Below are 16,976 nucleotides of genomic sequence, written 5' to 3'. Positions count from 1 at the left end.
ACAAGATTTATAAATAATTTATTGTTTGATATAAATCATCTTATATTATAAATATAAGTAATTTATCTTAAAATATAAAAATATATTTTTAAATATTTTATAATTTTTAAAAATTAATCTTCTAAAAAACTACGTAAAATTTCAGATCTACTAGGATGACGTAGTTTTCGTAATGCTTTTGCTTCAATTTGACGAATTCTTTCACGAGTAACATCAAATTGTTTGCCAACTTCTTCTAAAGTATGATCTGTATGCATATCAATACCAAATCGCATACGCAAAACTTTAGCTTCACGTACAGTAAGTCCAGAAAGAATATCATTAGTTGCAGCACGTAAACTTTCAGAAGTTGCTGAATCTAATGGAAGTTCTAGTGTAGTATCTTCAATAAAATCTCCTAAATGTGCGTCTTCATCTTCACCAATAGGTGTCTCCATAGAAATAGGTTCTTTAGCAATTTTCATTACTTTACGTATTTTATCTTCTGGTATAAGCATATATTCAGCAAGTTCTTCTGGTGTAGGTTCTCTTCCTATTTCTTGTAAAATTTGTCTAGATATACGATTTAATTTATTAATAGTTTCAATCATATGTACTGGAATACGAATAGTGCGTGCTTGATCAGCAATAGAACGAGTAATAGCCTGACGTATCCACCATGTGGCATAAGTAGAAAATTTATAACCTCTACGATATTCAAATTTATCTACTGCTTTCATTAAACCTATATTTCCTTCCTGAATTAAATCTAAAAATTGTAATCCACGATTAGTGTATTTTTTAGCTATAGAAATAACTAGACGTAAATTTGCTTCTATCATTTCTTTTTTAGCTCTTCGTGCTTTAGCTTCACCAATAGACATACGGCGATTAATATCTTTTACTTGATTAATAGTTAAACCAGTTTCTTGTTCAATTTGTCGTAATTTATATATACTTTGATGTATATCATTATTAACTTCATGTAAATTTTTTGACCATGGTTTATTCATCTCCAATGCAATTTTTAACCAATGAAAATTGGTTTCATTACCAGAAAATAACGTAATAAAATTTTTTTTAGGCATCTTGCAAATTTCAACACAAAGCTTCATAATAATACGTTCTTGAGTACGCACACGTTCCATCATAGTGCGCATATTATTTACTAAATAATTAAACTGTTTAGGTACTAATCTAAATTGTTTAAAAACCTCAGAAAGATTGATAATTTCTATTATTGATTTTTGATGATTACGTCCATAATTTTTTATTATTTTACTAGTAATTTCATATTGCTCACGTAATTTTATAAATTTTTGTTTGGCAATTTCAGGATCAATATTATTATCAAAATCTGTATTATAAACATCTACTTCTTCTTTAAGATTTTCTTCCTCAAGTATTTCATTACTTATTAATTTAGAGTCAACATTAAGAGTGTTTAAAGAAATATAATCTTCAGCATTAGGATCAATAAATCCAGTGATAATATCAGATAAACGAGCATCACCTACTTCAATACGACTATACTGTTTTAATAAATAAATTATATTTTCAGGATACTCAGCAACAGAGCATTGAACTTGATTTATACCCTCTTCTATACGTTTAGCAATATCAATTTCACCTTCTTTAGTAAGTAATTCAACGGTACCCATTTCACGCATATACATACGTACAGGATCACTAGTATGTCCCATTTCTGATTCAATATTAGATACAACTTGTGTTGTAGTTTCTACTGTATCTTCATCAGTATCAGTAGTAGTTTCTACTAATAATATATCATCAACTTCAGGTGTTTCTTCCATTACTTGTATACCCATATTATTTATCATCTGAATAATATCTTCTATCTGATCAGAATCAACCATATCATCAGAAAGATAGTCGTTAACCTCTGTAAAAGTTAAATAACCTTGCTCTTTACCACGTGTTACAAGTAGCTTAAGTTGTGACTGCGAATTTTGCTTCATAAAATGTATCCACAAAATTAATATTAGTAAAATTAGATGTATAATTATACTATAAAATTTATTTTACATTTAAATAATAGTCTAACTATTAATTATAGTTTTCTCTAATTAAGAAGTAAACTATTCTTAATTAGTTAATTTCTTTTAGCTAAAGCTTGATTTAACGACCAAAGTTCAAGTCTTTCTTTATCTGTTAATCCTTGATAACGAGCTATTGCTATAAGTTTTTCTTGACGTTTTTCAAGTATAGAATCGTAAAAATTTTTTAGAATATCAATAAACATTGATTCAATCATTTGATCATTTATTAAATAGTTACAATTTGCTAAAGTTTTAATATAATGATAATATTTACTATCTCTATAAAATTCTAATAATTGTCCAGTATTAATTTTAGGATATAATATACATATTTTAACTAATTCAATAAATAATGGTACTCCAGGATAAATTATATTTTCTAATCCATGAACTATTGGTACTACATTAGATAATCGAGGATATTGTATTAATAAACTTATCAAATTCCGTATAGGTGTTTTTTTTATTCCTTGATTCGTAGATAATCTATTTAATTTTTGTGATGTATGTAATAATAGTTTATTAAATTGATTATCGTCTAAAATACCTATTTTTATACCTAATTGTTGACGTAAATAAATACGTAATGTAAATCCGGGAATTTTTTCTATTAAAGGTAATGCTAACTGACTTAGTTTAGCTTTTCCATCGGGACTACTTAAATCTACTTTTTGCATCAATGTTTCAAATAAAAATGTAGACATTGGATATGCTTGTTTAATTTGTTGTTCAAAAGCTTCTTTACCAATTTTTCTTATTAGTTGATCAGGATCTTCACCTTCTTTTAGAAACATAAAACGTAGCTGTCGACCATCATTTAAATATGGAATAGTTTTTTCTAATGTACGCCAAGCAGCTTTACGTCCAGCTAAATCACCATCATAACAACAGATTACTAAATCTGTAGTACGATATAATAATTGAATATGTTCAGTAGTAATAGAAGTACCTAGTAAAGCTACAGCATAATCTATATTAAATTGTGCTAAAGTTATAACATCCATATATCCTTCAACAACTAATAGTTGTGATAATTCTAAATGTTGTTGTTTAGCTTCATATATACCGTATAAATGACGTCCTTTATGAAAAATTTCTGTTTCTGGAGAATTTATATATTTTGGATGACTATCATCTAACAAACGTCCTCCAAAACCAATAATGCGATTCTGTGTGTCGCGAATGGGAAATATAATACGTTCTCGAAATCGATCATAGGATTTATTATTATTATTGACTATTATCATGCCAGATTTTTTAAGTAAGGATTGATCTTCTTTTGAAGATCCAAAACGTTGAAGAATATTATTCCAACCAGATGGTGCAAATCCTATACTAAATTTAGTAATAATTTTTTTGCTTAATCCTCGTTGTTGTTGTAAATAATAACAAGCTTTTACTGCTGTTTGTTCTTTGAGAACTTGTTGGTAAAAATTATTTAATTTATTCATTAATTGATATAAATTTTTTCTAGAATTAAGTTCCTTTTTATTATCAACATTTAATTTTTTGATATATGGGATTTCTATACCTTGAGAAGCTGCAAGTTCTTCAATAGTTTCGATAAACTCTAATCGATCGTAATTAATTAAAAAATCAATAGCATTTCCATGTGCACCACAACCAAAACAATGATAAAACTGTTTTTCACTATTAACAACAAAAGAAGGAATCTTCTCATAATGAAATGGACAACAAGCATAAAAATTTTTGTGTTGTGGTTTTAATTTTAGACGTGTGTTAATTAATTTAACAATATCAGTACGTGCCAATAAATTTTTAATAAAAATACGTGGAATATATCCAGCCATAATATTTGTTAAAAAAATACTTAAAATAAAAATTTTTAATAATAATCATGAATAACAAAAGTTATTAATATGTAATAGTCTTTAGTAATTTAACTAAAATTAATATATACGAACTCGATATGTATTATCACGAGATAATTTTTTTAAATGACGTTTGATAGCAAATATTTTAGCACGTTTACGCTCTGTAGTTGGTTTTTCATAAAACTCACGACGACGAACTTCAGCTAAAATTCCTGCTTTTTCACAAGAACGTTTAAAACGACGCAATGCTATATCAAATGGTTCATTTTCACGTACTTTAATTATTGGCATATTATTAATTCCTTCTATAAAATTTATATTTTATAATAATATTTTTTAATATATTAAATTTTTATATATATTTAAATATTCTTTGATAGATATTATCTATATAGTATATTTTTAAATATAAACTATTTATATTTACAGTATACATTTTTATTTTATATTACCAATATAAAAATATATTAATTAATTTTGAATTGAATTCAATATATATTTAAAATGTTTTAAATATAATAATTTGTATTTATTACATAAAATAATCATGTATGTATATATGCGTATATTAGGTATTGAAACATCATGTGATGAAACTGGTGTAGCTATTTACGATAAAAAACTAGGTTTATTAGTTAATAAACTTTATAGTCAAGTAAAATTGCATGCAAATTATGGCGGTGTTGTACCAGAATTAGCTTCTAGAAATCATATTCTAAAAACATTACCGTTAATTCAAGCAGCGTTAACACAAGCTAATATGCAAGGATCTGATCTTAACGGTATAGCTTATACTGCAGGTCCTGGATTAGTAGGTGCATTAATGGTTGGGGCTACTATTGGTCGTGCACTTGCTTATTCTTTGCAAATCCCAGCTATTGCTGTTCACCATATGGAGGGACATTTATTAACTCCTATGTTAGAAATAAATCCCCCAAAATTTCCTTTTGTTGCTTTGCTAATTTCTGGTAGTCATACACAACTTATTTCGGTAACAAGTATTGGAAGATATAAAATTATAGGAGACTCTCTTGATGATGCTGTAGGTGAAGCATTCGATAAAATAGCTAAACTTTTAGGATTAGATTATCCTGGTGGGGCAAGGTTAGCACGCTTAGCACAAAAAGGAGTACCTGGTAGATATATTTTTCCCCGTCCCATGACTAATAAACCTGGACTTGAATTTAGTTTCTCTGGTCTCAAAACTTTTGTTGCAAAAACAATTCTTACTAATAAAAATGATTTACAAACACGTTCTGATATTGCACGAGCATTTGAAGATGCAATTGTGGAAACTTTAATGATAAAATGCCGACGTGCTCTTGATCTAACTGGATTCAATAGGTTAGTGATAGCTGGTGGTGTTAGTGCTAATAAATCTCTACGTTATCACTTAAATAAAATGTTACAACAACGAGGAGGAAAAATATTTTTTGCTCGTCCTGAATTATGCACAGATAATGGCGCCATGATTGCTTATACAGGTATGATACGATTTAAAAATGATAATAAATCAGATTTATCGATATTAGTTCGTCCTCATTGGACATTAGAAGAATTATCTATATTAGATTAACATTCTTTGGTAAAAATTCTTTTAAGAAATTATAATTCATTAAAATGAATGTTTCAAATTAAACAGTTTAAATAGTATTAATAGTTATTTGTTAGTTATGTATGTATATATTATAAAATAACAATATTTAAAATATTTTTAATTAAAAAATTGGTGACAGTGATATAATTAATAAATATTAATTATTATAAAATGATTTTTTACAATTATATTTAAAATAATATAATAAATAATCTATATTATTATTTATTTTTTATAATTATTGTTTAGGTAACAATACCTTATTGATTAAATATTTATTTAGATTAGATATCTTTTTAAAAAATTTTTATCTATCTATAAGATGAATATTAATATTTTTTTTCCATTTTAATAGTGCTAACCGACGTTGCTTATTTAATTCATTACTAATTTGTACCCCAATAAATCCTTTCTTAATGATATCATGTGCAGTTACCGAAGATGCTACACGTAACGCTTCACGTAAGAAGTCTCTTTGAGGATAAGTATTATTTTCAAATCCAATATGACCCCGAAAATTTGCTTCATTAGCAATAATAATTTGTTCTAAACGTTCTGATTTACGCCAAACATTAATAGCATTAAATAATTTTATTAATTTTTTGGGTGTTAAAATATAAGCGTTGTAGAGTAACTCATTATATTGAGTTATAATTTTTGCTAAATTACGTAATAATTTTGGTACTTTTAAACGTTGACATAGTTCTTCTACTAACTTACTACCTATGAAACCATGTTCATGATGATAAGGCCATTGTTCTCGAGGAGTAATGGCTTTGCCAATATCGTGACAAAGCATGGAGAAACGTACTGCTATATCATTAGATAATTTTGCTGCCATAGAAACAGTCATTAAAGTATGAATTCCTGTATCTATCTCTGGATGCCATTTTTCTATTGATGGAATTCCAAATAAAGCATCTATTTCTGGAAATAATATTTTTAAGGCACCACATTCACGCAATATTTTAAAATAAACTTGAGGATTACGAGTAGATAGAGCTCTATAAGTTTCTTTCCATACCCGCTCAGGAGTTAATAATAATAGTTTATCAGTCATATGCTGCATAAGCAATAATGTTTCAGGAGCAATACGAAAATTTAAATGTGCTAAACTTGCAGCAAAACGAGTAACCCGCAATACTCGTAAAGGATCTTCAATAAAAGCATCAGAAACATGACGTAAACATCGTTGACAAATATCTTTATATCCTTGATAAGGATCAATTAAATTCCCATCCTCATCGCGAGCAATAGCATTAATAGTCAGGTCACGACGACGTAAATCTTCCTCTAATGTAACTTCTGGAGAAGAATAACAGATAAAACTTTTATGTCCTTGACCTCCTGATTTACGCTCTGTACGAGCTAATGCATATTCTTCGTGGCTATTAGGATGTAAAAAAACTGGAAAGTCTTTACCTACTTGTTTATAACCTTGTGCTATCATTTCTTGGGGTGTTGTACCAACTACAACCCAATCCCTTTCTGTTACTGGAATTTTTAATATACTGTCACGTACAGCTCCACCAACTAGATATTTTTTCAAATTTATCTCCTAGTAACATCAGTTTTATTTTTTATAAAAATTTTCTAAATTTAGAAATAATTTTTAAAAAATTAATTTTCTATATGAGAAATATATTTCTTTCAAATATTAAATGATAATCCACAACTGCATGTATTTTTAGTTTTAAGATTAATAATTCTAAAACTAGATCCTTCTATACTTTCGCTATAATCTACTGAACTACCTGCAAGATATAATAGGCTTATATTGTCAATAAGCAAAGAGACACCTTGTTTTTTAATAACTATATCTTTTTTATTTATTTTTTCATCAAGAGTAAAACCATATTGGAAACCATTACAACCACCTCCTATAATATATACTCTTAATTTTAGATGAGGATTATTTTCATTAGCGATAATCTTTTTAACTTGATTTACTGCTGAATCATTAAATTGTAATGGAAATATTTCTTTATTACTCATAATTATATTCTCATATTATTTATCTAAAATTTAATTTGGGTGATTAGTTTTATTAAATAGTTTTTAACTATCTAAGAATTTTAAAGTTACATATAATATATTAGTTATTAACATATTATATTTATATTGAATTAATATTCACAGTAGAATATAAATATATATTCAATCATTATTAATCATTTTAAAATAATAAATATAAAATTAGTAGAATAAATTAATTGATTTAATCTCAATATTATTATTTAAAATTATTTTATAATTAATATTAAAAAATTTTTAATAAAAATAATAATTATATTAAATAATATATTTAAATTTAATTATAAAATTAAAATTATCTATAATTTATTAAATATTATTAATAGCATTAATTAGTGTAGATTTGTATCTTTTATAAAGGAGAATAAAATGCCAGAAAATAACAAAAAATCTTTTTTAAGTATTCTTAATAATGCTGGAGTTGAAGCATATCAACCAAAATTTGGTGAAAAATATATGAATAAAACACAACTTATTCATTTTAAACGTATTCTTGAATCCTGGCGTCATCAACTTAGAATGGAAATAGGTCGTACTGTTTCCAATATGCAACAGGATGAAGCTACTAATTATCCTGATCCAATAGATCGTGCTGTACAAGAAGAAGAATTTAATTTTCAACTACGTCATCGTGATCGAGAACATAAACTTATTACAAAAATTGAAAAAACACTTAAAAAAATAGAAGATAATAGTTTTGGTTTTTGTGATTTATGTGGAGTAGAAATTGGTATTCGACGTTTAGAAGCACGTCCTACAGCTAATTTATGTATTGACTGTAAAACTATGGATGAAATTCGTAAAAAACAGATAGCTATGTAAGTATTTATTACATAACTTTATAAAAATTAATAATTAACTAATTAAAATTTATTCAATATTTATTTAAGTAAATATTATTTAAAATTTATAATTATAAATTTTTTAAACTAAAATAATTAGAAACATATTTATATTTTATAATTTATAGTTTTTTATTTTATAAATAATTTAATTATGACATAATGGAAAATACACTAAAAAATTACTATCAATTAAAAATTATTCCACGTACTAAACATTCTATTTCTCGCAAAAAAATTAGTAACAATACTTTAAAAGTACTTTATAGTTTAAAAAAAGCAGGATATGAAGCTTATTTAGTTGGCGGTAGCATTCGTGATATGTTATTGGGTAAACAACCTAAAGACTTTGATATAACAACTAATGCAACACCAGAAAAAATGCGAAAACTATTTCGTAATTGTATATTAGTGGGTCGACGGTTTCGTCTAGCTAGGATTATTTTTTTTTCAGAAATTATTGAAGTTGCAACATTTAGAGGTAATAATTTCACATTTGAATCAAACAAAAACATAAAAGATACTTCTATTATTAGCAAGCATGGTATGCTTTTACAAGATAATATCTTTGGGTCTATTGAAGAAGATGCACAACGTCGAGATTTTTCGATTAATAGTATATATTATAATATAGTTGATTTTTCATTACGTGATTATACAGAAGGAATAAAAGATTTACAACAAGGTACTATTCGTTTGATTGGAGATCCAGAAACTCGTTATCGAGAAGATCCTGTAAGAATGCTACGTGCTATACGTTTTGCTGCTAAGTTAAATATGACTATTAGCTATGAAACTGAAGAACCTATTTTCAGATTATCTATCTTATTAAATAACGTCGCTCCAACACGTTTATTTGAAGAAACACTTAAACTTCTATATGGAGGATATGGTAAAGCTACTTACAAATTATTACGAAAATACAAAATATTTCAATTAATTTTTCCTTTAATAAGGAATCATATTACTAATTCTAATGAAAGTTATATTGAATTAATAATAAATAAAGAATTATGTCATATTGATCAACAATTACAGAAAAATATAAAAGTTAATCCTGCTTTTTTATTTGCAGCTATACTATGGTATCCTTTGTTAGAAGATACAAAAAAATTAATTTTTGAAAAAAAAATATCTTATTCTAATGCTTTTTTTCTATCAATAAATAATATTATTAATAAACAATGTCATACTTTAGCAATTCCAAAAAAAATAATTTTTTACATCAAAGAAATATGGAAACTTCAATTAAGTATGAATTACTATTCAAGTAAAAACAATTCTAATTTAATAGAACATCCAAAATTTTATATTGATTATGATTTTTTAAATTTACGTGCTAAAGTAGCAAATAATATTGAAGTTCAACAACTTAGTAAGTTATAAAAATATTTTATATAATTACAATAAAATTATCAATAAACAATTCTACTAATCATATATTAAAATAAAATTAATTAATTATTTAAAAAATATTTATAAAAATGAATTGATTAAATATTTAAATTAGAAAATTATTTCTATTTATAAAAGTAAATAGAGAAAGTTTAATTATTTTAATAAATATTAATTTATAATTAATATTATTATTTATATAAAATATTTATTTATTTTAATTTATTAAAAATTGAATTATCTTTAATTTTAAATTATGAATTTCATTTAATTTATTATAATATATATATAAATATTATTGTTTTAATAAAAATATAACTATAATAATAATATTATTATTTATTAATAATTATTAATTATGTCTATTAGAATTTTAGCTATTGATACTACTACTGAAGCGTGTTCTGTTGCTTTAATGCTTAATAAAAATATTATATTTAATAATTTTATTATAGCACCTAAAAAACATACACAACATATTCTACCTATGATAGATAAATTATTATCTAAAGCAGGTATTACATTAAAAAATATTAATGCTTTAGCATTTAATTATGGACCAGGTAATTTTACAGGTATACGTATTAGTATTGGTATTATACAAGGATTAGCTTTAGGAGCAAATTTACCAATTATTGGAGTTTCTTCTTTAGAAATTCTAGCTGAAGGAGCTTGGCGCCATACTAATATTAGTAATATATTAACAGCTATCAATGTACATATGCAAAAAGTATATTGGGCACCTTATCAACGTAAAGAATCAGGTATTTGGATGGGAAATAAATTGGAAAAATTTACAGAAATTTTAAAATTTAAAACTCATCTAAATAATTTTCAAGGATGTTGGGCTATTGCTGGTACAGGATGGAAACTTATTAAGTTAAATTCTATTAAAAATAAAAATTTACATTTTATAAATGGAAAAATTTTATTACCTAATGCACAGGATATATTACCATTAGCACTTAATTACTATAAAGTTGGTAACTTTAAGCCAATAACATTAATTAAACCTCATTATTTACAATATATATCATGGAAAAAATAAATTTATATTCAATAATAATTTCTTTAAAGAATTTTTATAAAATTAATTTTTACATATAGTTTATAATTATATTTGATATATCTCATTCTTAATTATTAAAAATTCTTTTTATAATAAGAAATACATTCTATACCTAAAATTAGAATAGCGATTATTAAATAAAAACTAAAAATAATAATCATTATTGGTGGCAATTTCAATGAAACAAAATACCATTGTTGAATATTACAATAATTACTATTATTAATAGTAATTATTGATGATAATAATTTATTTAATGGTATCCAATTTGAATACTTTGTAAAAGATTCACAATTAATAATTTTAGAGGTACTAAGTTGCATATTAGTATGTTTTATGGCAAAAAATAAACCTTGCACAGAACTATAAATCCAAATTATTAAGCTAGACAAACGTAACATTATATTTTTTGGTGCAATGATACCAATAAAACTTGCAATTAATAATCCATATAAAGTATAACGTTGATATATACATAATAAACATGGTTTTAATAATATTATATATTGCATATATAGTGCAATACTTTCTAAGATTAAAGTAATTATTGCTAATACTAACCAACTTATTCTACGTTGAAAATAATGATATATTATATGTATCATATACTTTATTTAATTAATATTAATATCTATTATCTAGATAATTTTTAAAATTTATAATTTTTATAAAATAAATAATTAATTTATTTCTAAATATCAAAATCTGTCCAAACAGGTGCATGATCTGAAGGATGATTCATAGCACGAATATTATAATCTATTCCTGTATTTTTAATCATTGTTGCCAATTTTAATGAAGCTAGTAAAACATCAATGCGAAGTCCTAAGTTTTTAGAAAATGCATGTGAACGATAATCAAACCAAGAATAATATTTATTATTAGTAGGATTTATTTTACGATAAGTATCTATCATTCCCCAATCTAATAATCGTTGCATCCAAGTTCTTTCTTCAGAAAGAAATGAACATTTTCCTGTATTAAACCATTTAATATAACTTTTTTTATCAATACCAATATCTAAATCAGTAAAACTAATATTTATATCTCCCATAATAAGAAGTAAAGATTTATAATTATAATTTTGTTCTATATATAATTGTAAATTACGAAAAAAATATTTTTTTTCTAAAAATTTTTTTGAATTTCTATTTTCTCCATTAGGAAAATATCCATTTATAACAGTTAATATACCTTTAGATGTAATAAAATCAGCCATAATAATTCTTCGGGGAGATTTATTATTATCAGTACAAAATCCCCGACGAATATTAAAAGGTTTTTTACGGCTAAGTAATGCTACTCCATAATGAATTTTTTGTCCATAATAATAAACATTATAACCATAACTTAATATTTCTTTAAAAGGAAACATATTATCATGAACTTTTGTTTCTTGTAATCCTATTACATCTGGGTTTAATGTATTAATAATTTCTTTAAGTTGATGTATTCTAGCACGTAGTCCATTTATATTAAAAGAAACAAATTTCATTTGTATAAAAGTTATATTTTTATCTATTAATATTTCTTATTATAAATATTAATTTATATTTTGAATTCATAAAAATTATTTTTAATTATTAAAAATAATATTAATTATTAATAGTTAATTTTTTATTTATTTAAGAAAAAATATTTTTATTTAAAATATTTTATATATTTTTTAATAATAAAAAATCATCTAATATTTTATCTTTATTATTAATAGCATTTTTAATAACTGATGGAGTGCGACCTTGTCCGGTCCAAGTTTTTAAATTACCATTTTTATCAATATATTGATATTTTGCGGGACGAGCAATACGTTTAATTTTTCCTATAATTTTAGAAGAATTTGTAGTAAATAATAATTCATTTGGATCAATACCATCAGCAATTAACATTTCACGATATTGTTGTAACTTACGTGTACGTTCTTTAATTTCAACTTGAGCTTGACTATTTTCTTCACGTCTTTCATTTATAATAACTTCTAATTTTTCTAACATTTCTTCTAAAGTTTCTAAAGTACATTCTTTAGTTTGTGCTCGTAAAGTACGTATATTATTAAGAATTTTAAGTGCTTCACTCATTAACTTAATCTCAATTAAATTTATAATATTAATTACATTAATAGTAAAACGCTAATTTTTTTTCTGCAATACTAAATTAATAATTAATGTAAAATTAAATATAAGAAATTTATCTCATCTTAAAATATAAGATATAATATAAATTATAATAATTTTTTAAAAATTTTAAATTAAATATAAAAGATATATTTTATATATATAATTATTATAATAATGGACTAAGTAAATAAAATAATTTTTCAATAATACGTTGCCAATATGGTCGTTGTGACCATATTTTAGCCTCTATAATACTTGAATGTGTAAGATAATTATTTTGTATTTTTGAAAGAGCATTACTAAAATTAATATCATCAATAACTAATGTTATTTCAAAATTTAACCATAAACTACGCATATCTAAATTTACTGTACCTATCAAACTTAATTGTTCATCTATTAAAACACTTTTTGTATGTAATAAACCATTTTCGAATTGATATATTTGCACACCAGCTTCAAGAAGTTCTGTAAAAAAAGCTCTACTAGCCCAAGTTACTAATAATGAATCATTATTACGAGGAATTATAATATACACTTTTACTCCTCTTTGTGCTGCAGTACAAAGAGCATAAAGTAAATCATCACTGGGAACTAAATAAGGTGTAGTAATAAATATTTTTTTACGTGCTGCATAAATAGATATCAGCAATGCTTGATGGATAAATCCTTCAGGAAAACCAGGACCTGAAGCTATTATTTGAATAATATATTTTGAATTTGTTGAAAATGGTATAAGATTTACATCTTGGGGAGGTGGTAAAATATGTTCCCCAGTTTCTATTTCCCAATCACATGAAAAAATCATACCCATAGCAGTAGCTATAGGTCCTTCCATACGTGTCATAATATCTATCCATTGACCAATACCTACATTTTTTTTAAAAAAATGTGGATCTACCATATTCATACTTCCAGTATATGCAATATAGTTATCAATTAATATCATTTTACGATGTTGTCGTAAATCCATACGACGTATAAATATATGTAAAATATTTACATTTAATGCTTCTACTATATTAATTCCAGCAGCACGCATTATTGATGGATAAGAACTATGAAAAAAATTCATACTTCCGGCAGAATCTAGTATTAACCTACAAGATACTCCACGCCGTGCTGCAATAATTAATGCTTCTGTTACTTTATCTACTAACCCCCCAGATTGCCAAATATAAAAAATTATTTCAATATTATTTTTTGCTTGATAAATATCATTAATTAGCATTTTAAATGCATCATCTGTATTAGTTAATAATTGTATGTTATTAACTTTAATACCCTTAAAACCTTGTCTATGTTCACATAATTTAAATAAAGATTTAGCTAATTCACTATTTTGACTAGCAAAAATACATTGATATGTTTTAAGATTTTCAATCCATTTAGTAGTAGATTGCCATATAGCTTTACTACGTTGTTTACGATTTTTATCTAAATTAAATTCACCGAATAATAAATATATTATAATACCAAATATTGGTAATATATAAATTACTAATAACCAAGACATAGCAGCAGGTACTGCACGACGTTTCATTATTACCCGTAAAGTTACGCCTGCAATTAACAACCAATAACATAATATTGATAGCCAATTTATTATTATACAAAGCGTAATGATAAAAATCATAGGTAATAAATTCCTTGAATTATATATATAATTTGATACTTTTTAACGTAAAATATTAATTTTTATTAATATAAATATTATTATTTGAACATAAAATTTCTTTTTTAAGAAAAATATTCAATTAAATTTATTTAAATGTTTAATATATATATAAAATATAATTATATATATATAATTTACATTGTAAATTTTTACTTGAATAAAAAAGATTAAAGATATATAAAAATTTATTAATTAATAATTATTATATATAGTATGAATTTATAGTAATAATTATATTACTAATAGTTAAAATACTATTTATTATTAATATATAATTTAATTTATTTTTTATAAATTAAATAAAAATAAAAAGCTTTATTAAATATTGTTAATCAATATAATATAAAATATTAATAAATATTTATTTCATAAAAAAGTTGCAGCTTTCATTTCAAAAACATATTTAAATAATGTTTTCAACATAAAAGGAATATTCTCTAAATTTTTTTCAAGAATATTAATTATTGCTGATCCAACTATAACACCTGTTATTCCAGATTGTAATGAAGTACGTACTTGTATTGGTTCAGAAATTCCGAAACCCTGTAATATAGGTGCTGCATTATATGTTTGTAACGTATTAATTAATTTAATTAATGGTATATTAGCTCTTTTTTCACTTCCAGTAACACCAGAACGTGAAATTAAATAAATATATGCTCTACTATATAAAGATATATTTTTTAAAAGTTTATTATCAGCATTAGGTGGACAAATAAAAATAGGAGATATCTTATGTTGAAGAGCATAGTTTCTAAATAAAAAACTTTCTAATAAAGGTACATCTGCTATCAGTACCGAGTCAATACCTACTTTAGCACAAAGAGAATAAAAAATATCTAATCCATGATTAAATACTAAATTAGCATAGGTTAATAACCCAATAGGTATCCATGTATATTTTTTACGAATAGTAGCTAACATTTCAAAACAATAATTAATTGTAACTCCTGAATTAAATGCACGTAAATTAGCTTTTTGAATCGTAGGTCCATCTGCCAGAGGATCAGAAAAAGGAATACCTAATTCAAGAGCATCAGCTCCAGCATTAATTAGTGTATCAATTATTTGTAAAGAAATTATAGGATTAGGATCTCCTAATATCACAAATGGAACAAAAGCACCTTCCTTACGAATAATTAATTCATTAAATAATTTTGTATATCGTTCCATTATATTTTTCCTTGTGAAGATAAAATGTTATAAACAGTAAAAATATCTTTATCTCCGCGACCAGATAAATTTACTACTAAAATTTGTTTTTTATCTGGTTCTAATTTAATCATTTTTAATGCATATGCAAGTGCATGGGAAGATTCAAGTGCAGGTATAATTCCTTCGGATCTAGAAAGAAGTTTAAAGGTATCTAAGGCTTCATTATCAGTTATAGATACATATTCTGCTCGTCCTATACTATTGAGATAAGCATGTTGAGGACCAACAGATGGAAAATCTAAACCAGCAGAAATAGAATAAGATTCTTTAATTTGTCCTTCAGATGATTGTAACATTGGTGATTTCATACCAAAATAAATTCCCGTTCGTCCATGCTTTAAAGAAGCTCCATGTTTTCCTGTTTCAATACCTAAACCTCCAGGTTCTACTCCTATTAAACGAACTTGGGGTTCATTAATAAATTCAGAAAATATTCCAATAGCATTAGAACCACCTCCCACACATGCAATAATTGCATCTGGTAAACAATGTTCTTCTTCATACATTTGGACTCTGGTTTCTTCTCCTATAATTTTTTGAAATTCTCTTACTATAGTAGGAAATGGATGGGGACCAGCAGCAGTACCTAACATATAATGTGCTTTTTCATAATTTTCAGACCAATCTCGTAATGCTTCATTACAAGCATCTTTTAAAGTTGAAGATCCTCCATATACTGGAATAACTTCAGCACCCATCAATTTCATACGAAATACATTTGGTGATTGACGTTCTATATCTTTAGCACCCATATAAATACGACATTTTAATTGCAGAAGTGCAGAAGATAAAGCAGAAGCTACACCATGTTGACCTGCTCCAGTTTCAGCAATAATTTCTGTTTTTCCCATACTTTTAGCTAATAATGCTTGACCTAATACTTGATTTGTTTTATGAGCCCCTCCATGAAGAAGATCTTCTCTTTTTAAATATAATTTAGTATTAGTACCTCTAGTTAAATTATGGCACTTTGTTATTGGAGTTGGACGTCCAGCATATTTAGTAAGCATCTTTTTAAATTCTATATGAAATTTAGAATCATTTTGTGCATTTATAAATGCTTCTTCTAATTGCAGAAGCGCGGGAATTAATATTTCTGGTACATACATACCACCAAATTCACCAAAATATGGATTAAGTTTTGTCATATTGGTTATA

At 24.9% G+C, this 16,976-nt stretch carries 15 protein-coding genes; 4 read left to right on the top strand and 11 right to left on the bottom strand.

The window, feature by feature from the left end:
- Positions 1–113: 113 nt before the first annotated feature.
- The 3 genes from rpoD to rpsU form a co-directional block, all read right to left on the bottom strand.
- Entirely contained in the window at positions 114–1,958 is a 1,845-nt protein-coding gene (rpoD, locus tag A4A67_RS00730; protein WP_067569268.1) for an RNA polymerase sigma factor RpoD, read from the bottom strand.
- A gap of 134 nt (positions 1,959–2,092) precedes the next feature.
- Positions 2,093–3,850, bottom strand: a complete 1,758-nt coding sequence (gene dnaG / locus A4A67_RS00725) for a DNA primase (protein ID WP_067569265.1) — start codon at positions 3,848–3,850, stop codon at positions 2,093–2,095.
- Between the two features lie 99 nt (positions 3,851–3,949).
- Positions 3,950–4,165, bottom strand: a complete 216-nt coding sequence (gene rpsU / locus A4A67_RS00720; RefSeq protein ID WP_067569262.1) for a 30S ribosomal protein S21 — start codon at positions 4,163–4,165, stop codon at positions 3,950–3,952.
- Between the two features lie 268 nt (positions 4,166–4,433).
- On the opposite strand from rpsU, the gene tsaD reads away from it, so the two are divergent.
- Positions 4,434–5,450, top strand: a complete 1,017-nt coding sequence (gene tsaD, locus A4A67_RS00715) for a tRNA (adenosine(37)-N6)-threonylcarbamoyltransferase complex transferase subunit TsaD (RefSeq protein ID WP_067569260.1) — start codon at positions 4,434–4,436, stop codon at positions 5,448–5,450.
- Between the two features lie 328 nt (positions 5,451–5,778).
- Here tsaD and A4A67_RS00710 read toward each other — a convergent pair whose 3' ends face one another.
- Both A4A67_RS00710 and erpA read right to left on the bottom strand, forming a co-directional pair.
- Complete coding sequence (locus tag A4A67_RS00710) at positions 5,779–7,020, bottom strand: multifunctional CCA addition/repair protein (RefSeq protein WP_067569257.1); 1,242 nt, start codon at positions 7,018–7,020, stop codon at positions 5,779–5,781.
- A 101-nt stretch (positions 7,021–7,121) separates the two neighbouring features.
- Complete coding sequence (gene erpA, locus A4A67_RS00705) at positions 7,122–7,466, bottom strand: iron-sulfur cluster insertion protein ErpA (protein WP_067569254.1); 345 nt, start codon at positions 7,464–7,466, stop codon at positions 7,122–7,124.
- Between the two features lie 408 nt (positions 7,467–7,874).
- On the opposite strand from erpA, the gene dksA reads away from it, so the two are divergent.
- The 3 genes from dksA to tsaB all read left to right on the top strand — a co-directional run bounded on the left by dksA (position 7,875) and on the right by tsaB (position 10,790).
- The gene (gene dksA / locus A4A67_RS00700) at positions 7,875–8,327 is read left to right on the top strand and encodes an RNA polymerase-binding protein DksA (RefSeq protein ID WP_067569251.1); all 453 of its coding nucleotides are present in this window, start codon (positions 7,875–7,877) and stop codon (positions 8,325–8,327) included.
- Positions 8,328–8,509: 182 nt separating this feature from the next.
- Positions 8,510–9,733, top strand: coding sequence for a polynucleotide adenylyltransferase PcnB (gene pcnB / locus A4A67_RS00695; protein ID WP_067569246.1), 1,224 nt, complete (start codon positions 8,510–8,512; stop codon positions 9,731–9,733).
- A 367-nt stretch (positions 9,734–10,100) separates the two neighbouring features.
- Positions 10,101–10,790, top strand: a complete 690-nt coding sequence (tsaB, locus tag A4A67_RS00690) for a tRNA (adenosine(37)-N6)-threonylcarbamoyltransferase complex dimerization subunit type 1 TsaB (protein ID WP_067569243.1) — start codon at positions 10,101–10,103, stop codon at positions 10,788–10,790.
- Positions 10,791–10,885: 95 nt separating this feature from the next.
- On the opposite strand, the gene dsbB is transcribed toward tsaB, so the two are convergent.
- The 6 genes from dsbB to trpB all read right to left on the bottom strand — a co-directional run bounded on the left by dsbB (position 10,886) and on the right by trpB (position 16,966).
- A complete protein-coding gene (dsbB, locus tag A4A67_RS00685) occupies positions 10,886–11,416 on the bottom strand; it encodes a disulfide bond formation protein DsbB (protein WP_067569240.1) in 531 nt (176 codons plus the stop codon).
- An 86-nt stretch (positions 11,417–11,502) separates the two neighbouring features.
- The gene (xthA, locus tag A4A67_RS00680) at positions 11,503–12,306 is read right to left on the bottom strand and encodes an exodeoxyribonuclease III (protein WP_067569237.1); all 804 of its coding nucleotides are present in this window, start codon (positions 12,304–12,306) and stop codon (positions 11,503–11,505) included.
- A gap of 160 nt (positions 12,307–12,466) precedes the next feature.
- Positions 12,467–12,886, bottom strand: a complete 420-nt coding sequence (gene hns, locus A4A67_RS00675; protein WP_067569234.1) for a histone-like nucleoid-structuring protein H-NS — start codon at positions 12,884–12,886, stop codon at positions 12,467–12,469.
- Positions 12,887–13,091: 205 nt separating this feature from the next.
- Positions 13,092–14,561 (bottom strand): cardiolipin synthase, encoded by a 1,470-nt coding sequence (gene cls / locus A4A67_RS00670; RefSeq protein ID WP_067569231.1) that lies wholly within the window; start codon positions 14,559–14,561, stop codon positions 13,092–13,094.
- Between the two features lie 408 nt (positions 14,562–14,969).
- The gene (gene trpA, locus A4A67_RS00665; RefSeq protein ID WP_067569228.1) at positions 14,970–15,776 is read right to left on the bottom strand and encodes a tryptophan synthase subunit alpha; all 807 of its coding nucleotides are present in this window, start codon (positions 15,774–15,776) and stop codon (positions 14,970–14,972) included.
- Complete coding sequence (trpB, locus tag A4A67_RS00660) at positions 15,776–16,966, bottom strand: tryptophan synthase subunit beta (RefSeq protein ID WP_067569225.1); 1,191 nt, start codon at positions 16,964–16,966, stop codon at positions 15,776–15,778. The genes trpA and trpB overlap by 1 nt, the downstream gene beginning before the upstream one ends.
- Positions 16,967–16,976 lie beyond the last annotated feature (10 nt).

Origin of the sequence: Candidatus Mikella endobia (genome assembly GCF_900048045.1) — a bacterium.
GTDB classification, from domain to species: Bacteria; Pseudomonadota; Gammaproteobacteria; order Enterobacterales; family Enterobacteriaceae; genus Mikella; species Mikella endobia.
Note: the sequence above shows the minus strand (reverse complement) of the source record. Positions and strands in the feature narration are given on the sequence as shown.

Bases quoted from the DNA above. Each gene is read 5' to 3' on its own strand.
- rpoD (WP_067569268.1), bottom strand. From the start codon at position 1,958: ATGAAGCAAAATTCGCAGTCACAACTTAAGCTACTTGTAACACGTGGT.
- dnaG (WP_067569265.1), bottom strand. From the start codon at position 3,850: ATGGCTGGATATATTCCACGTATTTTTATTAAAAATTTATTGGCACGT.
- rpsU (WP_067569262.1), bottom strand. From the start codon at position 4,165: ATGCCAATAATTAAAGTACGTGAAAATGAACCATTTGATATAGCATTG.
- tsaD (WP_067569260.1), top strand. From the start codon at position 4,434: ATGCGTATATTAGGTATTGAAACATCATGTGATGAAACTGGTGTAGCT.
- erpA (WP_067569254.1), bottom strand. From the start codon at position 7,466: ATGAGTAATAAAGAAATATTTCCATTACAATTTAATGATTCAGCAGTA.
- dksA (WP_067569251.1), top strand. From the start codon at position 7,875: ATGCCAGAAAATAACAAAAAATCTTTTTTAAGTATTCTTAATAATGCT.
- pcnB (WP_067569246.1), top strand. From the start codon at position 8,510: ATGGAAAATACACTAAAAAATTACTATCAATTAAAAATTATTCCACGT.
- tsaB (WP_067569243.1), top strand. From the start codon at position 10,101: ATGTCTATTAGAATTTTAGCTATTGATACTACTACTGAAGCGTGTTCT.
- dsbB (WP_067569240.1), bottom strand. From the start codon at position 11,416: ATGATACATATAATATATCATTATTTTCAACGTAGAATAAGTTGGTTA.
- xthA (WP_067569237.1), bottom strand. From the start codon at position 12,306: ATGAAATTTGTTTCTTTTAATATAAATGGACTACGTGCTAGAATACAT.
- hns (WP_067569234.1), bottom strand. From the start codon at position 12,886: ATGAGTGAAGCACTTAAAATTCTTAATAATATACGTACTTTACGAGCA.
- cls (WP_067569231.1), bottom strand. From the start codon at position 14,561: ATGATTTTTATCATTACGCTTTGTATAATAATAAATTGGCTATCAATA.
- trpA (WP_067569228.1), bottom strand. From the start codon at position 15,776: ATGGAACGATATACAAAATTATTTAATGAATTAATTATTCGTAAGGAA.
- trpB (WP_067569225.1), bottom strand. From the start codon at position 16,966: ATGACAAAACTTAATCCATATTTTGGTGAATTTGGTGGTATGTATGTA.